Annotated in this window: 21 protein-coding genes and 1 tRNA gene; 11 read left to right on the top strand and 11 right to left on the bottom strand. The window is 45.4% G+C overall.

Annotated elements, in window-relative coordinates:
* Window positions 1-67: 67 nt before the first annotated feature.
* The 3 genes from K6Y21_RS12595 (at window position 68) to K6Y21_RS12585 (ending at window position 3,455) form a co-directional block, all read left to right on the top strand.
* Window positions 68-1,243, top strand: a complete 1,176-nt coding sequence (locus tag K6Y21_RS12595) for a hypothetical protein (RefSeq protein ID WP_233072200.1) — start codon at window positions 68-70, stop codon at window positions 1,241-1,243.
* A gap of 164 nt (window positions 1,244-1,407) precedes the next feature.
* Window positions 1,408-1,554 carry a hypothetical protein gene (locus K6Y21_RS12590; RefSeq protein ID WP_233072199.1) on the top strand — a complete coding sequence of 49 codons (147 nt, stop codon included), beginning with the start codon at window positions 1,408-1,410 and terminating at the stop codon, window positions 1,552-1,554.
* 209 nt (window positions 1,555-1,763) lie between these two features.
* Entirely contained in the window at window positions 1,764-3,455 is a 1,692-nt protein-coding gene (locus K6Y21_RS12585; protein ID WP_233072198.1) for an ExeA family protein, read from the top strand.
* A 46-nt stretch (window positions 3,456-3,501) separates the two neighbouring features.
* Here K6Y21_RS12585 and K6Y21_RS12580 read toward each other — a convergent pair whose 3' ends face one another.
* The 5 genes from K6Y21_RS12580 to K6Y21_RS12560 form a co-directional block, all read right to left on the bottom strand.
* Window positions 3,502-4,332, bottom strand: coding sequence for a nucleotidyltransferase domain-containing protein (locus K6Y21_RS12580; protein ID WP_233072197.1), 831 nt, complete (start codon window positions 4,330-4,332; stop codon window positions 3,502-3,504).
* Between the two features lie 26 nt (window positions 4,333-4,358).
* Complete coding sequence (rtcA, locus tag K6Y21_RS12575) at window positions 4,359-5,393, bottom strand: RNA 3'-terminal phosphate cyclase (protein ID WP_233072196.1); 1,035 nt, start codon at window positions 5,391-5,393, stop codon at window positions 4,359-4,361.
* 10 nt (window positions 5,394-5,403) lie between these two features.
* Window positions 5,404-6,630: an RtcB family protein gene (locus K6Y21_RS12570; RefSeq protein ID WP_233072195.1), complete on the bottom strand. Its 1,227-nt coding sequence runs from the start codon at window positions 6,628-6,630 to the stop codon at window positions 5,404-5,406.
* A 75-nt stretch (window positions 6,631-6,705) separates the two neighbouring features.
* On the bottom strand, window positions 6,706-7,860 hold the full coding sequence (locus K6Y21_RS12565) for a slipin family protein (protein WP_233072194.1): 1,155 nt from the start codon (window positions 7,858-7,860) through the stop codon (window positions 6,706-6,708).
* A gap of 239 nt (window positions 7,861-8,099) precedes the next feature.
* A tRNA-OTHER gene (locus K6Y21_RS12560) sits at window positions 8,100-8,165 on the bottom strand.
* A gap of 259 nt (window positions 8,166-8,424) precedes the next feature.
* Here K6Y21_RS12560 and rtcR point away from each other — a divergent pair.
* Window positions 8,425-10,041: an RNA repair transcriptional activator RtcR gene (gene rtcR, locus K6Y21_RS12555; RefSeq protein WP_233072193.1), complete on the top strand. Its 1,617-nt coding sequence runs from the start codon at window positions 8,425-8,427 to the stop codon at window positions 10,039-10,041.
* Between the two features lie 63 nt (window positions 10,042-10,104).
* Here the strand turns inward: rtcR and K6Y21_RS12550 are convergent, their stop codons facing one another.
* Both K6Y21_RS12550 and K6Y21_RS12545 read right to left on the bottom strand, forming a co-directional pair.
* Window positions 10,105-10,725 carry a single-stranded DNA-binding protein gene (locus K6Y21_RS12550; protein WP_233072192.1) on the bottom strand — a complete coding sequence of 207 codons (621 nt, stop codon included), beginning with the start codon at window positions 10,723-10,725 and terminating at the stop codon, window positions 10,105-10,107.
* A 14-nt stretch (window positions 10,726-10,739) separates the two neighbouring features.
* Window positions 10,740-12,110, bottom strand: a complete 1,371-nt coding sequence (locus tag K6Y21_RS12545; protein ID WP_233072191.1) for an MFS transporter — start codon at window positions 12,108-12,110, stop codon at window positions 10,740-10,742.
* A 311-nt stretch (window positions 12,111-12,421) separates the two neighbouring features.
* Between K6Y21_RS12545 and K6Y21_RS21285 the strand changes: the two genes are divergently transcribed.
* From K6Y21_RS21285 to bfr (K6Y21_RS12505), 7 genes are all read left to right on the top strand, one after another.
* Window positions 12,422-13,060 carry a LuxR C-terminal-related transcriptional regulator gene (locus tag K6Y21_RS21285; RefSeq protein WP_285229744.1) on the top strand — a complete coding sequence of 213 codons (639 nt, stop codon included), beginning with the start codon at window positions 12,422-12,424 and terminating at the stop codon, window positions 13,058-13,060.
* A gap of 159 nt (window positions 13,061-13,219) precedes the next feature.
* A complete protein-coding gene (gene uvrA / locus K6Y21_RS12535) occupies window positions 13,220-16,042 on the top strand; it encodes an excinuclease ABC subunit UvrA (protein WP_233072190.1) in 2,823 nt (940 codons plus the stop codon).
* A gap of 89 nt (window positions 16,043-16,131) precedes the next feature.
* A complete protein-coding gene (locus K6Y21_RS12530; protein ID WP_233072189.1) occupies window positions 16,132-17,799 on the top strand; it encodes a PglL family O-oligosaccharyltransferase in 1,668 nt (555 codons plus the stop codon).
* A 146-nt stretch (window positions 17,800-17,945) separates the two neighbouring features.
* Window positions 17,946-18,596 carry a transglycosylase SLT domain-containing protein gene (locus K6Y21_RS21280; protein ID WP_285229743.1) on the top strand — a complete coding sequence of 217 codons (651 nt, stop codon included), beginning with the start codon at window positions 17,946-17,948 and terminating at the stop codon, window positions 18,594-18,596.
* Between the two features lie 157 nt (window positions 18,597-18,753).
* On the top strand, window positions 18,754-19,785 hold the full coding sequence (gene dapD, locus K6Y21_RS12515) for a 2,3,4,5-tetrahydropyridine-2,6-dicarboxylate N-succinyltransferase (protein WP_233072188.1): 1,032 nt from the start codon (window positions 18,754-18,756) through the stop codon (window positions 19,783-19,785).
* A 207-nt stretch (window positions 19,786-19,992) separates the two neighbouring features.
* Window positions 19,993-20,463 (top strand): bacterioferritin, encoded by a 471-nt coding sequence (gene bfr, locus K6Y21_RS12510; protein WP_233072187.1) that lies wholly within the window; start codon window positions 19,993-19,995, stop codon window positions 20,461-20,463.
* A gap of 1 nt (window position 20,464) precedes the next feature.
* A complete protein-coding gene (bfr, locus tag K6Y21_RS12505) occupies window positions 20,465-20,947 on the top strand; it encodes a bacterioferritin (RefSeq protein WP_233072186.1) in 483 nt (160 codons plus the stop codon).
* A gap of 58 nt (window positions 20,948-21,005) precedes the next feature.
* On the opposite strand, the gene rplQ is transcribed toward bfr (K6Y21_RS12505), so the two are convergent.
* From rplQ to rpsK, 4 genes are read right to left on the bottom strand one after another with little or no spacing between them, the layout of a single operon-like run.
* Window positions 21,006-21,398, bottom strand: coding sequence for a 50S ribosomal protein L17 (rplQ, locus tag K6Y21_RS12500; RefSeq protein ID WP_233072185.1), 393 nt, complete (start codon window positions 21,396-21,398; stop codon window positions 21,006-21,008).
* A 42-nt stretch (window positions 21,399-21,440) separates the two neighbouring features.
* Complete coding sequence (locus K6Y21_RS12495; protein WP_233072184.1) at window positions 21,441-22,427, bottom strand: DNA-directed RNA polymerase subunit alpha; 987 nt, start codon at window positions 22,425-22,427, stop codon at window positions 21,441-21,443.
* Between the two features lie 24 nt (window positions 22,428-22,451).
* Entirely contained in the window at window positions 22,452-23,072 is a 621-nt protein-coding gene (gene rpsD, locus K6Y21_RS12490; RefSeq protein ID WP_233072183.1) for a 30S ribosomal protein S4, read from the bottom strand.
* Window positions 23,073-23,101: 29 nt separating this feature from the next.
* A complete protein-coding gene (gene rpsK / locus K6Y21_RS12485) occupies window positions 23,102-23,491 on the bottom strand; it encodes a 30S ribosomal protein S11 (RefSeq protein WP_232800687.1) in 390 nt (129 codons plus the stop codon).
* Between the last annotated feature and the right edge of the window lie 6 nt (window positions 23,492-23,497).

The raw sequence follows: 23,497 nt of genomic DNA, 5'->3' as shown, positions 1-23,497 counted from the left end.
CCTGACAGGAACGGCAAGGGTGATCTTTGCTGTTCCTTTGCAATTGGATTAGGCAGAAGGAAATCCTATGAAAGCCCCTTTGTTAATAAGCTTGGCCGTTGCAGGTCAAGTGACCTCAAGCTACGCCATGGACATACAAGGCTCAATCGGTATCGAACAACGTAGCTTTATATCTAACGCACAATTTCCAGAGCAAGGAAACCACCAGACTTCGCTCACCATTGAGCCCGAGTTATATTGGTCTTGGAATGATCAGCAAGACGCCTTTATTTTTACACCTTACGCACGCTTAGACAGCCTAGACAATGAACGTAGTCACTGGGACATACAGCAGGCTAAGTGGGTACACCTACAAGACAGTTGGGAATTTGAACTCGGTATTGGCATCGTCTATTGGGGTGTCACCGAGTCACAATACCTAGTGGACATCATTAATCAAACCGACCAAGTGGAAACCGTCAACGGCGATCGTAAACTGGGCCAACCCATGGCCCATTTAAGCTTGATCCGAGATTGGGGAGTGATTGACGCATTTATCCTGCCCGGTTTTCGTGAACGCACGTTCGCTGGTAAAAAGGGCCGCTTGCGTACACCTTGGGTCGTGGATACGGATGCTGCACGCTATCAATCATCGGCCAAGCAAAAACATGTCGATTGGGCACTGCGCTGGAGTCACTCATTCGATCAATGGGACATCGGCGTTGCAGGCTTTAAAGGCACGGATAGAACACCTATTTTGCAGCCTAGCGCGAATGCTACCTTGCAACCTTATTATCAGCAAATGTGGCAACTCAGTACCGATGTTCAAGCCACCTTTAACGAATGGCTATGGAAACTTGAAGCATTACACAAAGAAGAACAAGAGCAAAGCTATCGCGCCTTAGTGGCAGGCTTTGAATACACCCTAGTAGGGCTAGCGCAAACCCGCTACGACCTTGGCTTATTGCTAGAGTATAACTGGGATCAGCGTGGTTTAGATGCCCCAACCCCCTATCAAAATGACCTATTTATCGGCTCACGCCTTGCTTTCAACGATGAGGATGGCTCAAGCTTATTAATTGGTCTGGCACGAGACCTAGAACAAATGAGCTATTCAGGGCGTTTACAAGGCAGCACGCGTTTTGGTCAACACTGGCGGTTAAACATTGATGCATGGCTATTTCACAGTAATGTTGACACGGATCCCCTTTATGCCTTGCGTAAAGACGACCACATCAGTGTCCAATTGGCTTATTATTTTTAATCGATTAAATCAACAATTACTTATAACAAATTGTTTTAGTGTTGATTAAAAAGTGGTCTACAGTTAGAGAGTGACTGAGTGCTCTCGATCTAATCCTAAAGTCGAATATACACAGAAACGAAAAAACTGCATAACATAGTCGTAACATATAGGGAGATATAAAGATGCATGCATATTTACCTGCCATCGACGTTTTGATGTGTCATTGTGGTGTAAGCTTTGAAGAAGCGTGTGAGCAGTTAGGCGTAAAAGCCGAAGAAATCACAGAATCAGATACACGTGAAAAATACCTTCAAGTACCTGAAAATTAGTTCTTTGCCTGCAAAGCACACTTGCAAACATGATTCGCCCAGCTATCGCTGGGCGTTTTCGTGTGAAAAATAGACAAATTTATGTCATTTTCTCGCTAATGATTCCAATATCACTAACAACTCAGTAAAATCCTTACCGAACATTCCGAATTGATTGAGCTTTATTTTACGCATGGATCCGCGTATTGCTTCAAGGATGTAGGTCTAGGATGTATTTTGACTTTTTTGGGCTCAGTGAAAACCCGTTTTCCATTGTCCCCGCACCCGATTATTTCTACCTAAGTGAGCGCCATCAGCAAGCCTTAACTCACTTAATGTACAGCCTGCCTGGCGGGACGGGTGGCTTTGTATTGCTGACAGGAGAAGTAGGCACAGGTAAAACAACCGTCTGTCGAACTTGGCTAAGCCAGTTGAACGACCAAACAGCCCTGGCTTACATTCTGAATCCCTCCGTCAATGAAATTGAGTTACTCGAAACCATTTGTGACGAGTTTGCTATTCCTTATACCGCTGGCCAAGACGATCTAAAAAGCCTATTCGAGCTGCTAACCGACTACCTCAATCACAATCACCAACAGGGGCTGCATTCGGTTTTATTGATTGACGAAGCGCAATTATTGACCCCCCTTTCCCTTGAGCTGTTAAAGTTACTCACACAAATCGAGTATCGAGATCAAAAGCTATTAAAGGTGGTGTTAATCGGCCAGCCCGAACTATTAGCATTATTACGCCAAGAGTCATTACTCACCTTGGCACAGGGAATCAACACGCGTTACCACTTATTGCCACTTAACTATCAAGATATTTGCCACTATGTCGCGCACCGTTTAAAGGTGGCGGGATGCCGCTTCAAGGTGTTTAGCCGTATGGCACTGAAGGAGTTGCAATTACACAGTAATGGCGTCCCCCGCATAGTTAATTTGATTTGTGATCAATCCATGTTGGCCGCCTTTGCGCAAGGTAAACATCAAGTCTCTGCTCGCATGGTTCGCCAAGTTGCCAATGAGCTGCAAGGGATCCAACATCAGGGAGTGTGGCGTCAGTTGCTAGAGCCTTACCAAGAAGCCATATCAGCGTTAGCGCTGGGGGCTGTCATTGGCAGCGCTATTATCGGCTTAACACCCACCTCCACGCCACCCGCATTGACCCAACTAAGTCAAAACAACTCTTGGTTTATCCCCTCATGGCAAGCGATGTCGGTCACGCCCTCATTAGCCGCGTCGCAACAGCAAAACCAGAGCCTATCTAGCAACACGCAAAACGAGGGCAAAGACAAGCCTTCCCACGACCAGCAAAGGGAATTTCTGAATAAACTCATCGCACAAAGCCATAGCATGGCCCCCGCCATGCAAAGCTTATATCAAATCTGGGGATATTCGTTACCCGCCGAACGAGCAGACTGTGATACGGGGAGCATTGTTGGTTTACATTGTGTTCAAGCAAGCCATGCAAACATAGCACAGCTAAAAAAAATGAATCACCCCGTGGTAGTGAAGATGCGTGATCCGAATCAACAAGACTATTATGTCACTCTCGCGAAAATCTACCGTGGCGTTGAGTTACTCATCGCAGGCCAACATATTCGAGTCAGTGAAGATTGGTTCACGCGCCACTGGCAGGGAGAATTCACCTTACTGTGGAAAGCACCACTGCACTTTGACGGTCCCTTGCAACGAGGCGATCAAGGCCCTGCTGTCACTTGGTTAAGTGAAAGTTTAGCGCAGCTTGATCCCAAACAAACTCAAGTCACCGATACCTTTGATCACCAGCTTGAACGTAGCTTGAAATTATTCCAGCAGCAGCAAACCCTCGATGTCGATGGGATCGCAGGCGCACAAACCCTGTTACAGCTGAATTTACAGGTGCGACCCAACCAACCTAAATTAGTTTTTAAGAGCTAGTGTAATTTCACTTTAATAAGCACGTATTAGCCTTATGATACAAGGCTCAAGCGACAACCTTTTCCGCTGGATGACAAATAGTGCATTGGAACAACGCATTCAATTGCGCGAAGCTAGCTTCTGGATCCCTATGGCGTGAAACAGGCGCCAGATTCCTTGCCAACTCAGCTTCAATAAACTGATTAATGATAGGAATACTCGTCCCGTATTCTTTTTCAGCGCTTTGACGTTTTTTCGCCACCAAATCACTAATCGCCTCATCTAGCGCGCTATTGTTTGATATCAGCTGCCTTAACACATCAAACTCGATTGGCGCAGGCTGCTGGTACCTTTCTAACCACATAATGGCCAACAGGGGTCTGAGTACGTAAAAGTACTTTTTCAATGGCACACGTGCTTGCTTCAAATAACCACGATAATTCCCCTGAGCCATGTGCAGGTAATGGTAAATACCTTTCTGTGAAGAAACTACCTGAGGGAGTAGCTCCCTTACTTGCTTGGCAAACACACCATCATCCACGTACACAATCGGTGAGTGAAGCCACTCAATAAAGGATGGGTTAGACTTACATAATAGCTTAAGGGCTTTTCGCACATCCCAGCCGTTAATATCGATTTCATCGACTATGGGGTATTCAATCACATCTCTTTTACTTTCAAGATCTAGGGTGAGATACCACTCCTGACGATGGGCATAAATAAAGCGCACATCATAATCACTGTTTGGACTAGCAAATCCCCAAGCCCGACTACCCGATTCCACAGCAAACAACACCTTAACATCATGTTCTTGCTCCGCCTTGGCAATTCGGCGCATTATCTCCGCCTTGACGCTGGGCTTAATAACGTCGGCGCTGACAACCCTCTTCGTATCCATTTTAGTACCTTGCATAATTCATCTCGCTAACCAACCTTGACCTGCCAAAATCCGCTATCGACTTCGACTACATTGATATCGATGGATAAAAACTGCTTAATTACGTCGATATTGGTCGTCATATGTAAACTGGGTTGAGTGGTCGTAAACTGCCCGCCACCAGCCAAAGCCATAGGCACGAGTAATTGATCGGCTAAATGCTGCTCCACCGCGACTTCCGCCTTTAAAAACTTCTTAACACGGCCAACACAACGTTTAGCCACCCGCTCGGCCGACACACCGAACTGACCGACTTGCTCAAATAAGCTAGTGTGTAGTGCACCTTTTATCTTTACCTGGAAACTATTTCCTGGCCCATTGGTTTTAAATCGCAAGACATCGGCAGTGGCTTCATCCCAGCCTAGTAGCTTTCTTGCTTCGGTCACTTCTTTTTGGCCAATCACATCCGGCAAGGCACTCATCAGAGCACTCAAATGCCCTTGTTTTTGAATTTGACCCACTGCCTCAACCGACGTGAGCAGCTCAACGGGTTTAAGCGACATCGTTGGCTCTACGGTCAGTTGCCACTTGCCGCCACCCGCAGGATAAAAGCCCAGACTCGAGATCTGTACACGACAATTCAGGCCCATTGCCTTTAGCACGGGCAAGTAAGACTCATTAAAAAAACAAAGGGACGGCGACATACCATTATGTGTTCCTCCTTCAAATGTCACCCTAGAAGGGGAATCAGCAAGAGCAAGTAACGGTAATATGGTTTGACAAACGAGCACTGTGCTTCCCGCCGTACCGATAACAAAGTGATAATCACCCGATTTGACTTTGCCAGGGGAAAATTTGATTCGCGACGAACCTAAAACGCCTCCCTCTAATGTGCCGTTACAGATTTCTCGTGCCGCATTGACTGACGTTAAATGCTGGCGCAGCAGGCCGGGTTTATTTCGGTTCGCGCGAATATTGATCACTTCAATGGGCGTTTGTGTTAATACCGACAAGGTCATCGCCGTGCGTAACACTTGTCCTCCGCCTTCTCCTTGGGCACCATCTATCACTAACCAAGACATCTTGTTTTCCTTATCCTTTGACACACACCACTTGCTTCAAGGTATATACCACCTCAACCAAGTCTTGCTGCGCGGCCATCACCTTATCTATATCTTTGTATGCATGTGGGATCTCATCAATCACGGCTTCATCTTTGCGACACTCAACTCCGCGAGTCGCCTCAATTTGATCCTTTACGTTGTACACTTTTTTCGCTTGTGTTCGCGACATCACCCGACCCGCACCATGACTGCAACTATTGAAACTCTCTGGATTGCCAAGCCCACGAACAATAAATGAGCGCGCACCCATGCTGCCAGGAATGATCCCCATTTCGCCTTTTTGTGCTCTCACTGCACCCTTTCGAGTCACAAAACAGTCTTTACCAAAGTGATGCTCTCGCGAGATATAGTTGTGATGGCAATTCACAGCGAGCTCAGCGGTAGAGAAGTCAACAGGCAGTTGCTTACGCAAGGCGGCTATGGCATTAAACATCATGATCTCTCTATTTTTGGCAGCAAAATCTTGCGCCCATTCCACCGCCTCGACATAGTCATCAAAGTATTCACTTCCTTCTGAAAGATAAGCTAAGTCCATATCGGGCAAATTAATTTGGTGACGCTGCATTTCTTTCTTGGCCAATTCGATAAAGTAGGTCCCAATTCGATTCCCTACCCCGCGACTACCTGAATGCAACATGATCCAAACCGCATCGTTTTCATCTAAGCACAGCTCTAAAAAGTGATTACCCGTTCCCATGGTTCCCAAATGATTCACGTGATTACAGTTACGGATCGCAGGATGCTTAGCACATATTTTTTCAAAGCGTGTCGCTAACTTTTGCCATTCGCCTGCAACCACATCAGGAATGTTATGCCACGCCCCTCTATCGGTGCGGCCGCGACTCGTTGGAGTGCGGCCATGGGGCACAGCCGATTCAAATGCGTGGCGAATACCCGCCAAATTATCAGGCAACTGACTAGCCGTCAGGGTGGTTTTTGTCGCAACCATACCGCAGCCAATATCAACCCCAACCGCCGCAGGAATCACGGCATCAACCGAAGGGATCACACTTCCTATGGTGGCCCCTTTACCCAAATGCACATCAGGCATCACGGCGATATGAGAATGTACCAATGGCATACCGGCAATATTTCTTAACTGTTGTTGCGCTTGCTCTTCAAAAGGCACCCCCTTAGTCCATGCCTTGATGGTTGCCATTCCTTCCTGTTCAATTACGTTATAATTTTTACACATGGTCTTTCCTATTCATTCTGTTTGCTGCTCGTCAAGCTGAGCTTGAGCACTTCTTCATTCTCAGTAAATTTGCAATTAACCTATTTTAATCAGCCCGTTAGTCAGTCCATCTAGGCCATTAAACACGGTTAAGCTGCCAATACGGTCTGCCACTTTTTCAAGGGCCTCCAATTCTTTTAAACGCATTAAGGTTGGGTTGTTTTCCATTACCTTGGCTGTATTGTGTAAACTTCTCGTCGCTGAGGTTTCCTCACGCCGTTTGATCACATTCGCTTCAGCCGCTTTTTGCGCTTCTACCACTTGATTCAAAATCGCTTTCATTTCACCCGGTAAAATAATGTCTTTTACGCCCACGTTAGCCAGAGTGACGCCGATGGCTTCAAGTTGCCCGGCCACTAGCTCCTTGACGGTTTCGTTAACATAAAGTTTGTCTAACAGGATATCGTCTAACGCCTTAGTACCAACCGACTCTCTCAGCGCAAGCTGTAAGGTTTTATAAATAAACTCGTCGACCTTCTCGACGCTTGTCGCCACCAACTCAGCATCCCTGATCTTGATGCTGGCGGTAAGGTTAATACGCAAGGTCACGCGATCTTTACTTAAGATCTCTTGCCCCGATATCTCTATCATCTGAGTTCGACAATCTAAGGTCTTGAGTTCAATGGCATGATTAAACTGCCAGAAAGCGTATTGCCCTGGCGATAAGCGTTGGCTAAACCGGCCATCGATATACAACAAACCAACCTGCTCTCTTGCTACCACCACTTCGGCAATGGGCTTACTCGCTACGCTATGAACACTGCGAATTAATCGCGATGCACTGTTCGCCCCCGCTCGCTTAATTAAAAACATCAGTTGTTCATCCACTTCGATGTTTTGATCTATGGTCAAGGTATCCAAACGGATATCCCCCGCATCTTGCCAAAGATATAAATGCTCACCCGGTGCAACAATGCCTCTTAATTGCTCATTGATATAAAGTAAACCCACTTCACTTGGCTGTAACTTGCGATAGAAAATATGTGGCTTTAATACGTCATGATCGCGATACAAACGCTCCGCGTTGGGCTCACTAAAAAAGAGTTCATTGATATCGTATCGAATAAAGTTAAGCTCTTGCTTCAGATCCCAGAGCTGATGCTTGCCCGGTAGCAGTACATCCTTCATCACTTGATTTTTAAACACGAGTACGCGTTCATTTTCTGAAATTACCTGAGTCGTTCTAAACATGTCTTTTCCTTATTGAAACCAGGGTGTTGTTAGCAAGGGGGCAATGCTTAACATGCAAAGGTTTGAGGTTTGCCATTAACAGGGAGCATCCGGCTTGCTGTTAACTTTTTATCTCTTACGTTTACCTGCCATAGGCAACCTCGGCTTGCTAACCTTGGTTTTCGCTTTTGGTTTATTAGGGTGGGAATCGAACCCACAACAAGCGGCATGACCGCGGCTCTACCGTTGAGCTACCTGTGCATTTAAGGAAGGATTCGAACCTCCGCGTACGGAAAACCGTTGCTCTACCATTGAGCTACTTAAATGTATGCTGGGCTTGGAATACACAGTCACAACGTTCAGTGCACCGGAGTGATGGTTGAGTCACTACCTAAATGGCCAGCACTTTATAGATATCAAGTTGCGTGCCAACTGAATAAAAAATAATTAAAATACAAATAAACAACTGAATTTAAATAAAAAAACAACCGATCAGCAAAATGAAGCAATTTTAAGCTAGCGCACCGAAAGACATAAAAGTAACCTTAAGGATATATTTATATCCATATAGATAACCAGTAAGTTATGAATAGAAAGAAAACCATTGCGGTCAGTTTGATTGGCACAAAGCTAGATTTTGTCGGTAAGCGCGTTGATCGCTGGGCTCGCTGGCGGCCCAACATTAGCTTGTGTAGCCAAGATGATTTAGTCATAGATCATTTGCATATGCTGCATGACAATCACTCTGAGCGCCTTGCTAACAATGTGGCGGTTGATATTGAAAGTGTCTCACCAGAAACAACCGTCACCCTACATAACCTAAACTTTCGTGATCCATGGGATTTTGAAGAAGTGTATGCCAAGCTTTATGATTGGTGCCAACAACAAGCGTTTGATACAGAACACTGTGATTATCTATTTCACATCACAACAGGCACTCATGTTGTACAGATATGTAGCTATTTATTGACTGAAAGCCGCCACTTTCCTGGTCGACTGATTCAAACATCTCCGGATAAATATGCCACCAATAAGTCCATCGGCCGAGTGCATATCATAGACTTAGATCTATCTAAATATGACCAACTCGCCACACGCTTTGATCGGGAACATTTAGAAGGTAAGGCATTCTTAAAAGGCGGAATCGCAACTAAGAATGCCAACTTTAATCATCTTATATCGCAAGTCGAAAAGGTGGCGATTCGCTCTAACGACCCGATTTTACTCACGGGCCCAACTGGCGCCGGTAAAAGCCAACTCGCTATGCGCATTTTTCAACTGAAGAAACGCCGCTCAATGATTAAAGGAGATTTAGTCAGCGTCAACTGTGCCACATTAAAGGGCGAAAACGCCATGGCGGCGCTTTTTGGCCATACCAAAGGTGCATTTACCGGCGCGCAAAAAGAGCGAAATGGATATCTACTCACGGCTAATCAAGGCATATTATTCCTTGATGAAATTGGTGAGCTTGGTTTAGAAGAGCAAGCGATGCTTTTGCATGCTATAGAAAATAAAACCTTTCACCCAGTTGGCAGTGACAAAACCGTCAGCAGTGACTTCCAGCTTATCGCTGGAACCAACAAGGAGTTAGCAGCCGAAATAGCCAAAGGTATGTTTCGTGAGGACTTATTCGCTAGGATCAACCTGTGGACCTATAAATTACCAGCCCTGACTGAACGTAAAGAAGATCTGCCTGCCAATATCGATTATGAGATAAGCCTATATGCGCAAAAGCATGGGCGACAAGTTCGTTTTAACAAGGAAGCGAGGTTAACCTTTGAAAAATTTGCCATGTCGGGCGAAGCTATCTGGTCAGGGAACTTTCGCGATTTAAGCTCTGCCATTACCCGTCTGTGCACCTTAGCCGATTCGTCAAGAATCACACTCGACGATGTAGAAGAAGAGATAGCAAGGTTGCGACTTTGTTGGCAAAATCCTACTGCATTAAAATCGATAAATAGATTAGGTGATTACCTGAACGAGCAAAGCATCGCCGAGCTTGATCAATTTGATGCACACCAACTGAACTATGTGCTCACTGTCTGTTTACGCCATCATAATATGGCCTCTGCAGGGCGTGAATTATTCGATAAGAGCCGAGAGAAGAAGGCGCAAGTCAATGACTCGACCAGACTGCAAAAATACCTAGCCAAATTCGGCTTGAAGTGGTCCGAGTTACACAAACAGCGGCGTGAACAATAAGGCACAAAAAAGCCGCATGACTGCGGCCTGAAATCTGTCTTTACTCTTTATTAAAATTCTAACCTAGAACGGGATATCGTCATCAAAATCCATTGGCGGCTCATTGTAGCTAGGTTGTGCAGCTGGCTTTTGTGGGGCTGATTGTGGCGCAGGTGCTGGAGGCGCTTGATTATAGCCGCCCTGAGGTGATGGTTGTGAAGGCGGTGCCATATTAGGTTGCTGCGGCTGACCCCAACTTTGCTGGCCACCTTGCCCCTGATTGGCTTGACCGCCATAGTTGCCTTGGCCACCTTGTTGGCCATATCCACCTTGGCCACCTTGCTGACCACCTTGACGGCCACCTAGCATTTGCATTACGCCACTATAACCTTGTACAACAACCTCTGTGGTGTAACGATCTTGTCCTTGCTGATCTTGCCATTTACGCGTTTGCAATTGACCTTCAATGTAAACCTGTGAACCTTTACGTAGATATTCCCCAGCAACTTCAGCCAGTTTGCCGAACAAAGACACACGGTGCCATTCGGTTTTTTCACGCTGCTCACCGGTCGCTTTATCGCGCCATGATTCAGAGGTCGCGATAGTAATGTTAGCCACCGCACCACCATTAGGTAAGTAGCGAACTTCAGGATCTTGACCTAAGTTGCCAACCAAAATAACTTTGTTCACTCCACGAGTGGCCATAATCTCAACTCCCGTTAATTTCCACTATTAATCAGCACTTGGGCTTGATTAAGTTCAAACTCTGTATGTTTTACTTTTAAATACACTGCATGCTCTTCGACAACCACAACCGCCTCTAATACGCCTTGTAACTTGGCCAGTTGTTGTGTCAGCACTTGCGCACGCTGACTATCTGATAGGTCAACCGAAAAAACATGGTTACGAATCTGGCTTGGGTTACTCATTCCCAATGCAATAACCATCCAGCATAACATTAAACCTGCGATAAGGATAAACAAACCTTGGTCGCCAAAATAATTATAGGCATAACCCCCCAGCACACCGCCAAGGAATGCACCTAAGAACTGGCTGGTTGAATAAACCCCCATGGCCGTGCCTTTGGCGCCTGCGGGTGCCAGCATAGAGATAAATGCAGGTAAGGAGGCCTCTAAGAAGTTAAATGCGGTGAAATACAAAAATACGGCGAGTAAGATCAACCAAAGTGGGCTCTGCTGCAACGCTAATAACAACAGGCTAAGCGCCATTAGCATAATAGAAAAGATAAATAGCTGCTTATTTTTTTGTTTGCGCGCACCATAAATCAGCATGGGCACAATAAATAGAAAGGAAAGGATCAGCGCAGGAAAATATAGCATCCAATGATGCTCGACCAACATTCCTGCCGCCACTAGTTTGAGTGGCAACACCACAAACATGGCAGTTAACGTCAGATGCAGAATGAAAATACCCGCATCTAAGCGCAGCAGTTCTGGCTTAGCAAGCAAAGATTTGAGTAATCTTGGCGTCGCAACCGTGTCACCTGGCGGCGCTTTATGTGTCACATTCGGCACCGAAAACCTGACGATCACGATCCCCAATAAAGCCATCACCGCGGTAAAATAAAACAAACCAGCTAATCCGATGAACTGGGTGACAATAGGACCCACAACCATGGCCACAGCAAACGCGAGGCCAATTGAAACGCCTATGGTCGCCATCACCTTAGAACGTTGCTCTTCACGGCTAGTGTCTGCAGCTAACGCTAAAATAGCGCTGGCAATGGCACCGAGTCCTTGGATTGCGCGACCCAAGGCCACCCCATAGACAGAATCAGACCAGGCAGCAATTAAGCTTCCCAAGGCAAAGATCAATAGGCCCATGACAATAACAGGCTTGCGCCCAATGCGGTCAGATAAAATACCCATGGGGATCTGAAACAAGGCTTGAGTGAGGCCATAAGCCCCTATCGCTAGCCCAACCCATAAAGGCGAGTATCCTTCTAGGGATTGGCCGTAATAAGCAAACACTGGCATGATCATGAATAAGCCAAGCATTCTCAAGCCAAATACCATGGCCAGACTAATAGAAGCTCGCTTTTCAGTTGCATTTAATGCGGTCTGATTCATCAAAACTTTTTGGCTAAAAAACAGGAAGCGGGATAATAGCACGGGATGCTAGCATGAGAAAAAACAAAATCGAAACCCACTACACCAGTCAAAATAGTGAAACAAGTTGCACATCAGCAATAAATATCTACCAAAAAATTGTTAAAAAAAATAATTTTATGTAATCTAATTGGTTATAAACAAGCCAAATAACAAAGCGCTATTCGGTATTGACAGCTGATATGACAAGGCTAATACTTTTTTCATGCTTCACTTAATTTTGATAGATGTATTAGTCTAGTCGCGCTGAAAAGCTATCAGGGAAAGACATTATGAACAAAAAACAGCATTTATATCTCATCTCAGAAGACTCTATCGAGTCGGCTGCCCTGGTTCATTTTCTAAAGTTAAAACTGGCTGTAGAGGTAGAATTGGTAAGCCGACCAGAACAATTGAGTATTACTCAAGAGGCGGATACCGAATTCTTTCTACTTGCAAATTTGCAGTACATTTCAGGCGCAAATGAGCAAGACTGGCACCATGAAATCAATCAATGGACCACCAACACCAGCATTATTCTTTTCAATACTGACCCAGAGTTAGAAACACAATTGCTACAAGCTTGGCCGTTATGCGTAGGCATTTTCCAAAAATCGGCAGATCAAGAGCAACTAATCAAAGGCATCAAGTGTGTCTTTGCCGGTGAATACTGGTTTAGCCGCTCAACCATGACCTCACAGCTCGCAACGCTACGTACCCGACTACACCGTCAGTACCAGCCTTACGCAAAACTGACCAGTCGTGAAGTGGAAATATTGAAACAAGTGATGACGGGAGCATCAAACATGCAGATCGCCGATAACTTGTTTTTAAGTGAGCACACGGTTAAGTCTCATCTTTACAATGTGTTCAAAAAGCTAAAAGTTAAAAATCGATTGCAAGCGGTGAGCTGGGCAAGAGAATATATTTAATCTTTATCACTAACATTAAAAAGCCAGCAAGGATGCTGGCTTTTTTTGTTTAGGCATCGCGTTGGCTCTGTGGGGAGGCAAATTGCAACCACAACTGTCTATTCATACAGTTAACACTGTGCGATACTTAGGGTTTGATTTTGTTTACAGAGTGGCAACATGGAAAACATTGAAGTCAGAGGCGCACGCACTCATAACTTAAAAGATATCAATCTAACCATCCCCAGAGATAAGCTTGTGGTGATCACTGGCTTATCGGGTTCAGGCAAATCTTCATTGGCATTTGATACCTTATATGCCGAAGGCCAACGTCGTTATGTTGAATCATTATCTGCCTATGCGCGCCAGTTTTTATCTTTAATGGAAAAGCCCGATGTAGACCATATTGAAGGCTTGTCTCCTGCCATCTCAATTGAGCAAAAGTCAACGTCACACAACCCTCGCTCTACTGTCGGTACCATCACCGAAATTTACGACTATTTGCGTCTTTTATTCGCCCGTGTCGGTGAGCCTCGCTGCCCTACTCATGATATTGCGCTGAATGCCCAAACCATTAGCCAGATGGTCGATAAGGTGTTGGAATTACCTGCTGGTAGTAAATTAATGTTACTCGCACCTGTGGTCAAAGAGCGCAAAGGTGAACACGTTAAAACCTTACAAGGCTTAGCGGCACAGGGCTTTATTCGAGCCCGTATCGATGGTGAAGTATGCGACCTTTCCGATCCCCCGACCTTAGATTTACATAAAAAGCACACCATAGAAGTGGTCATCGACCGCTTTAAAGTGCGTGATGATTTACAGCTACGTTTAGCCGAGTCATTTGAAACAGCACTGGGCTTATCGGAAGGCACCGCGATCATCAGCTGGATGGATGCGCCGGAACAAGAAGAAATGATTTTCTCGGCCAATTTTGCCTGCCCACTTTGTGGCTACAGTATGCAAGAATTAGAGCCTCGTATTTTCTCATTCAATAATCCGGCCGGTGCCTGTGGCACCTGTGATGGCTTAGGTGTTGAGCAATTTTTTGATAGTGAGCGAGTACTCACTGCCCCCCAAAATAGCTTAACTAATGGCGCGATTAAGGGCTGGGATAAGAAGAATTTTTACTATTTTCAAATGCTCACTTCCCTTGCTGACCACTTCCAATTCGACGTTAACATGCCTTTTTGCGATCTGGATAAAACAGCACAACAAGCGGTACTTCACGGTAGCGGAACTCAAGAGATTGAATTCAAATACATGAATGACCGCGGGGACGTCGTGGTTCGTAAACACCCATTTGAAGGCGTGATCCCCAATATGCAGCGGCGCTATAAAGATACCGAATCCAATGCCGTTCGTGAGGAACTGGCCAAGTACCTTAATAGCCAACCCTGTCCAAGTTGTCACGGTAGTCGCTTGCGTGAAGAAGCGCGTAATGTGTTTGTTGAAAATACGAACTTGCCGCAAGTGGCCAGCATGTCGATCGGTGAAGCGGCCAGTTTCTTTAGCCAGCTCAACTTTAGCGGCCAACGTGGTCAAATTGCCGATAAGATCCTCAAAGAAATCATCGAACGATTGAGCTTTTTGGTCAATGTTGGCTTGAATTACTTAAGCCTTGAACGCAGTGCTGAAACCCTATCGGGTGGAGAAGCCCAACGGATCCGCCTCGCCAGCCAAATCGGAGCCGGCTTAGTGGGCGTCATGTATGTACTGGATGAGCCTTCCATAGGTCTACATCAAAGAGATAACGAGAGGCTACTCGCAACCTTAAATCACTTGCGCGATTTAGGAAACACGGTATTAGTGGTCGAGCATGATGAAGATGCTATTCGCACCGCAGACCACATTATTGATATCGGTCCCGGCGCGGGTGTTCACGGCGGTCATGTTGTCGCCCAGGGCAGTTATCAGCAAATACTAGAAAGTGAAGACTCACTTACAGCCGATTACTTAAGTGGTCGAAAAAGCATTGCCGTGCCAGCCACAAGGACCCCATTAACCAAAAAGTGGATCAAGCTAAAAGGGGCCAGTGGTAATAACCTGAAAAAAGTAGACCTCGCTATCCCCATTGGCGTCATGACGTGTGTGACAGGGGTGTCTGGCTCAGGGAAATCCACCCTGATCAATGATACGTTTTACCGTATTGCACAAAAAACCCTGAACAACGCAAGCTTGGCGACGCCAGCTCCGTACAAGAGCATCAGTGGATTGCAGCATCTCGATAAAGTGGTCGACATCGACCAAAGTCCAATTGGACGAACTCCCCGGTCTAACCCTGCGACTTACACCGGCATTTTTACCGGTATTCGTGATTTATTCGCTGGCACACAAGAAGCGCGTAGCCGCGGTTATAAGCCGGGCCGCTTTAGCTTTAACGTCAAGGGTGGCCGCTGTGAAGCCTGCCAAGGTGACGGGGTGATCAAGGTAGAAATGCACTTTTTACCTGACGTTTATGTCCCTTGCGATGTTTGTGCTGGTAAGCGCTACAACCGTGAAACCCTAGAGGTAAAATACAAGGGTAAGAATATTAATGAAGTATTGGATATGACAGTGGAAGATGCGTTGGCCTTTTTCGCGGCAGTCCCAGCCATTCAACGTAAATTGCAAACCTTGTTAGATGTCGGGTTGAGTTATATCTGTCTTGGTCAAGCCGCCACCACCTTATCAGGTGGTGAGGCACAACGAGTTAAGTTGGCCAAGGAGCTATCAAAACGCAGTACAGGCAAAACCTTATATATTCTTGATGAGCCGACAACGGGCCTGCACTTTCATGACATTAAGCATTTACTAGAAGTTTTAAATAAGCTTAGAGATCAAGGTAATACCATAGTGATTATCGAGCATAACCTCGATGTCATAAAAACTGCTGACTGGATCGTAGATTTAGGTCCAGAAGGTGGCAGTGGCGGCGGTGAAATATTAGTCTGCGGCAGACCGGAAGAAATCTGCCAAGAACAACGCAGCCATACGGCGCGTTTTTTAGCGCCTTTACTTAAATAATTTTTGGACATAGCCCCACAATGGAAACGAGCAAGACAAAGTTAAATTCAATTTTTACTTGGGTGTTTGCTCTTTTTTGTCTTGTGGGGATGCACTACTTTCAACACAATCAAGGCGGAGCGGGACTGGATCTACCGATTAATCCCATTGCTTGGGCTTTCACCTCGATTTTAATTGCCATTGGCCTTTGGCAGATAACCCTTAGCCAGCGCATTGTCTATAATCGTCTTTCCTTAGCAGGTTTGATTGCGTTTTTACTCCTACTCGTACCGATATTTTACCCAAATGCCGAGCTGGCTGAAGCGAGCTACCCTAGAATTCTGGGCTTTTTAGGTGGCATACTATTGTTGTTTGCTTTACAGCAACTGGCAATGAATAAGGCACAATGGTGCCGTTTACTCCTTTTTTTAGTGATCGCAGGGTTTATCGAAGGGATATATAGCCTAGTGCAAATGTATATCTTCAAAGCTGGCAATCCCTTAGGCTTTAACGTCGATTATGGTCGACCCTATGGCATCTTCCAACAGCCTAATGTATTGGCTAGCTTTCTAGCGACTAGCCTTATTATTGCAGCTTATTTACTCATGGCATGGCAACCACAAGGCAAAGCTAAATGGCTATTTGGCTTTCTCACTCTGCATTGCTTTATAGCCGCATGGGTTATCTACATCTGTGTTTCTCGCACCGGCTATCTTGGTGTAACCATTGGATTAGCATTAATGGCCCCATGGCTTTGGCAACGGTCTAAACAGCGGTGTATGATGCTGATGGCCGTGATTGCGTGTGGTGTAAGCATGCACTTTATCATTGCTGATGGCGCGGTTTCACGCGACGGTGCTCAACTTGCTAATGCTGGAGCAAGAACGCTCCAATATGAGCAAAGCTGGCATATGATGCAACAAAAGCCCCTATTAGGATGGGGCTATGGCAGCTTTGAAGTGAGCTTTCTACATGACCGCGCCGAACGCATTGCCAATGAGGGGGTGCCTTTTGTATTAGAGAACCTCACCCACCCACACAACGAACTCATGCTTTGGGGAGTCGAAGGCGGTATCCTTCCAATATTGGGTTTACTCACAATGGCTGCGGTTTTTATCAGCTTGCTCACCAAGTTTGATTGGCGACACGCCCTTGCCTTGCTAGCCCTCGTATTTCCTCTCACCTTACATACCCAAACCGAATACCCGTTCTATCATGCTGTTGCTACTTGGGTCATGTTTATAGTGTTGGCCGCTTTTGTCAGTTATTTGTCTAATTGCAAAAAGGAAATCCAGTTTAGGCCGACATTATTAATTAGAACGAATGCAATCTTGATAGTGCTCATCACTTGTACCTTTATGATCACTGCTGTGCACACTAATTACCTGGTGACTAAATTTGAACGAACAGGGCGAACCAACATCGATCTGCTCATGCAAGTCGTCAATCCCTTGGCGCTTACGACACGCCTAGAATTTAATATTTTTACCCTAAGGATGCTTGTGGGTGAAAGGCTAGACAAACCAGAGGAACTTAAAGCCTATATAGATTGGGCGACCAAATTTGTAGAACATACACCCAGAGCCAACATTTACTATAATTTAGCCCTCGCAAACAAATTGTTAGGATATCAATCACAAGCAGACGAAACCTTAGCGCATGCGCGCTGGCTTTACCCAAATAATGGGCTGCTGAGAAAAGAGCTACAAACCGTCGTGCGTGATGTGGAAAAAACACCATCGGGTATCCAGGAAACAGATAATGAACTCGCTCCTTAATACACTGGAATGTATTATGCATATTTTGAAAATTGTTTGGGTCAGTGCCTACATAGATTTAGAAGCTGGTATATTGCATTCGCGGGCATGATGGTAATGATTATCCGAAGATGTTATTTAGCATTGGACACCATAGGTTAACATAGATGAAGCACCTAAAATCTACACGATATAGCTTAATGAGCATCGGTTTTTTGATGGCTGCATTATGGCCGTTCGCTTGTTATAGCGATGTCTACATGTGGGTGGACAGCAACGGGACCACCCACTTCGCGCAAAAAAAGTTGAATAAGAATTACAAGCTGTTAATGCGCACCCCCAAACAAACGAAACCAGCCAGCTTTGGCAATTGGACCGATGCACCTGCCAAGCGTGTCAAAATCTATAAGGTTAATAAAAAACTTCGTCAGCATTATCACCCCACTATCGTTGACATAGCGGCGCGCTATCAACTTGAGCCCGCCCTACTTCATGCCGTGATCAGTGCTGAATCTGGCTACAACCCTCAAGCTGTTTCTCGCGCTGGTGCAGTAGGTATCATGCAATTAATGCCAGGCACGGCGAAAATGCTGGGGGTGAATAATCGCTATGACGTTGTTCAAAACATGGAAGGTGGCGCAAAATATCTACGGATGATGTTAGATACCTTCAATAACAAGCGGCTTGCATTAGCCGCTTACAATGCCGGTCCCGGCGCGGTTAAGAAATACAAATATACCATCCCACCTTATAAAGAGACCCAAACCTATGTAAAAAAGGTAATGGGATATTATGAGCGTTACAGTCGTGAGATGTAGTCATCTCGCCGGCCAGAGTTTGAGTCAATAGATCTTATCGTTCAAAAAGACTTCAATTGTGGCTATCAGACCATTATCATGTAGCCTCAAATTTTCAACCCCCTCTCTTTTGCAGCCGAGTATTGCAATACTAAACATGATTGGAGAAGTATTTAACATGGCCAGTTTTTCATTAGCTTTTGGCACCGCAACTAAAAATAATAGCGGTAAGATCATCGAAGCTTTTTTTCCTAACCCAGTATTAAACCCTGCTCAAGAGCTTGTTGATGCGTTATCAAGTGTTGTTGATTATCAAGGCGGCAATGAAGTTTTCGCAATCGAAAGTAACCAGTGTGAAGCGCTTGCGGCAGCATTTAGTCAAGCGGAAGATAGCCGCAATGCCACTTTCGCTCAGCAAGCGGCTGCCTCAGAGCAACCATTAGTGCTCGTGATCCTAGCCACAGATGAAAAGCCATCGAGTGTGGCAGAAGGTTTCCTTAAGCTACAACTACTCTCTCACCGCCTTGTTAAGCCACATGGAGTGGTGCTAGACGGTATTTTTGGCCTGCTGCATAACATCGCTTGGACCAATGAAGGCCCAATTGATTTACCTGAACTAGCAGAGCGTCAGATTGAAGCGCGTTTGGCAGGACGAACCTTGAGTGTTAATTGCGTAGACAAATTCCCTAAGATGACGGACTACGTTGTGCCAAGCGGTGTTCGCATTGCACATACCGCTCGCGTACGCTTAGGCGCTCATATTGGCGAAGGCACCACAGTAATGCACGAAGGTTTTGTGAACTTTAATGCCGGTACCGAGGCAGTCAGCATGGTTGAAGGCCGCATCTCTGCCGGTGTTGTTGTTGGTAACGGCAGTGATGTCGGTGGCGGCGCATCTATCATGGGTACCCTAAGCGGTGGCGGTAATGTGGTCGTGTCTATGGGTGAGAACTGCTTACTAGGCGCTAACGCTGGCCTAGGTTTCCCACTAGGCGATCGCTGTACGCTGGAATCTGGTCTATATGTCACCGCAGGTACTAAAGTGACCATGTTAGACGCGTCAGGTAACGAGGTAGAAGTAGTGAAAGCGCGTGACCTTACGGGTAAAAGTGATCTACTGTTCCGTCGTAATTCCATCACAGGTAAAATTGAGTGCCTAACCAATAAATCTGCGGTTGAGTTGAACTCAGAATTACACAGCAATAATTAATCAAACTAAGGCGCTAGATTTCAATGAAGTCTAGCGCTTCTCGTGAAGAACAATACGTCAACCAGTCCTTTGTTAAAAATACAAAGCTCTCTCATTATCAATAGCATCCCGCTGATTTTTAAAGATTTTTTCTTAAATTCATTTGCACTTCTTTCGATTTGAACCAAACTTAATTGATCTAGATCAATCAGTATTTGGAGCTAAAATATGAAAGGCAATAACCTCGTCCTTAGTGAACTCAATAAAATCTTAACCTTAGAGCTCACTTCAATAAACCAGTACTTCCTCCACGCCAGAATGTTTAAGAACTGGGGTTTAGAAGAACTGGACGAAAAAGACTATAAAAAATCCATTAAAGATATGAAGCAGGCCGACGACCTTATCGAACGTATCCTTTTCTTAGAAGGGTTACCCAACTTACAGCAGCTAGGTAAATTACGCATTGGTGAGCACACCGAGGAGATGCTGGCATGTGATATGGCATTTCAAACCGAACAGGTTGCCGCGTTACGTACAGCCATTGAGCTCTGTGAACAGCAACAGGACTACATAAGTCGAGAACTCCTCGAAGACATTCTTGAGTACGAAGAAGAGCACATTGATTGGATTGAATCACAACAGTTCCTAATCAATGCAACCGGCATCCAAAATTATCAGCAATCTATGATGGAGGATTAACATGTTAGGTAAACAGATAGTTATCGACAACTTAAATAAACAGCTCACACTCGAGCTAACCTCTATGGACCAATACTTAGCCCATTCAAAAATGTATGAAGATTGGGGCATAAAGAAGCTTCATGAAAAGCTTGCCCATGAGTATGAAGAAGAGCTGGAGCACGCTCAAAAACTGATCGAGCGGATCCTTTTCCTTGAAGGTACGCCTGATACCGCGTCAAGGCTGCCTATTCATGTTGGGGATAATGTTGAGGCCATGCTCAAGAACGATCTGGCTGCAGAGTACACCGTGGCAAAAAGCCTACGTGAAATCATTGGTATTTGTGAGAAAGAACAAGATTACGTCAGCCGCGATATTCTCACTGAGCTGCTTGATGACACAGAAATGGACCACATTTATTGGCTCGAGCAACACCTTGGATTGATCAACAAAATTGGGGTGCAAAACTACATTCAATCTCAAATGGGGGGAGATGTAAGCTAGCGCACTGCTGATTGACAAGGTGGGGATAAAAAAAAGGCCGGGAAAACCCGGCCTTTTTTTATTCTTCTACAGCGTCTTCTGCTGCTTCAACTACTGGGCGTTCTACTAGCTCGATGTATGCCATAGGAGCATTATCACCGGCACGGAAACCACATTTTAGAATACGAGTGTAACCACCTGGGCGTGACTCGTAACGTGGACCCAATTCATTGAAAAGTTTGCCTACTACGCTGTTATCGCGAGTACGAGCAAACGCTAAACGACGATTAGCAACGCTATCTTGTTTAGCTAGTGTAATTAGCGGTTCAATTACACGACGTAGTTCTTTAGCTTTTGGCAAAGTTGTCTTAATAACTTCATGAGTTACTAGAGAACTTGCCATGTTACGAAACATAGCCTGACGATGACTGCTGTTTCGGTTAAGTTGACGTCCACTCTTACGATGGCGCATAACCTAATCCTTATAACTAATACGTTAACTCAGTTAACCTGATTATTCGTCAGCAATACTTGCTGGCGGCCAATTTTCCAGACGCATGCCTAGAGATAAACCACGAGACGCTAATACGTCCTTGATTTCAGTCAGAGACTTCTTACCAAGGTTAGGCGTTTTCAGTAGTTCAACTTCAGTACGTTGGACCAGATCACCGATGTAATGGATCGATTCTGCTTTCAAACAGTTAGCAGAACGGACCGTTAGTTCTAGATCATCTACAGGACGAAGCAGGATTGGATCGAACTCTGGCTTCTCTTCTTTCTCTTCCGGTTCAGTTACATCACGAAGATCTACAAATGCATCTAGCTGTTCAGCTAGAATGGTAGCAGAGCGACGGATCGCTTCTTCAGGATCTAACGTGCCGTTAGTTTCCATATCGATGACAAGCTTGTCTAAATCGGTACGTTGTTCTACACGAGCTGCTTCTACGCTGTAAGCAATACGCTCAACAGGGCTATAAGCCGCATCAACAAGTAGACGACCAATTGGACGCTCTTCATCTTCTGAATGGACGCGAGTTGAAGCTGGAACGTAACCACGACCACGTTGCACTCGAATACGCATGCTTACTTCAGCATTGCTAGTCAAAGTACAGATAACGTGCTCAGGGTTAACAATCTCTACATCACCATCATGGGTGATGTCTCCCGCTAGTACAGGGCCTTCACCAGACTTTGTAAGCGTTAGCAGTGCTTCATCTTTGCCTTCCAGCTTAACTGCAAGACCTTTAAGATTAAGTAGGATCTCAAGAACATCTTCTTGAACGCCTTCCTTAGTACTGTATTCATGCATTACACCGTCGATCTCAACTTCAGTCACAGCACAACCAGGCATAGATGAAAGTAGAATGCGACGTAAAGCGTTACCTAAAGTGTGGCCAAAACCACGCTCTAACGGCTCGAGTGTAACTCGTGCACGATTAGCGGTAACCTGCTCGATGTCAACTAGTCTAGGTTTAAGAAATTCAGTTACAGAACCCTGCATTATGTCCTCTCTTAGCAGTTAACTTTACTTAGAGTAAAGTTCGACGATCAGCTGTTCATTAATGTCCGCAGACAAATCAGAACGTTCTGGGTAGCGCTTGAAAGTGCCTTCCATCTTGTTAGCGTCAACTTCTACCCAAGTAGGTAGTTCACGCTGTTGAGCGATTTCTAGAGCAGCTTTAATACGAGCTTGGCTCTTAGCTTTTTCGCGAACGCTGATAACGTCGTTTGGTTTAACGTTGTATGATGGAATGTTTACCACTTTACCGTTAACTAGGATAGCTTTGTGGCTAACTAGCTGACGAGACTCGGCGCGAGTAGCACCTAGACCGAAACGGTAAACAACGTTATCTAGACGACTTTCAAGAAGTTGTAACAGGTTAGAACCTGTAGCACCTTTAAGACGTGCTGCTTCTTTATAGTAGTTACGGAATTGCTTTTCTAGTACACCGTACATACGACGTACTTTTTGCTTTTCACGTAATTGTAAACCGTAGTCAGACAGACGAGGTTTACGTGCACCGTGTACACCAGGTGCATTATCAATTTTACACTTAGAGTCGATTGCTCGAACACCAGACTTAAGGAACAGGTCGGTGCCTTCACGACGGCTAAGCTTGAGCTTAGGCCCAATATATCTTGCCATTTTCTTTCTCCAACAGGTCTAAAAAACGTTTATACGCGACGTTTCTTAGGTGGACGACAACCGTTGTGTGGAATCGGAGTCACATCAGTAATGTTAGTGATGCGGAAGCCCGCAGCATTTAACGCACGGATTGAAGACTCACGACCCGGACCGGGACCTTTAACAAAAACTTCAACGTTTTTGAGTCCATACTCTTTTGCAGCTTCAGCAGCGCGCTCAGAAGCGACCTGCGCAGCAAATGGAGTAGACTTACGTGAACCACGGAAGCCAGAACCACCTGCAGTAGCCCAAGATAGAGCATTACCTTGACGATCGGTGATGGTAACGATTGTGTTGTTGAAAGATGCATGGATGTGAGCCATGCCGTCAGCAACCTGCTTTTTGACGCGCTTACGAGCGCGAGTTGGAGCTTTAGCCATTACTTA

It is taken from the genome of Motilimonas eburnea (assembly GCF_021295345.1).
Taxonomy (GTDB): domain Bacteria; phylum Pseudomonadota; class Gammaproteobacteria; order Enterobacterales; family CBDFNC01; genus Motilimonas; species Motilimonas eburnea.
This window is presented reverse-complemented; position numbering and strand designations above follow the sequence as displayed.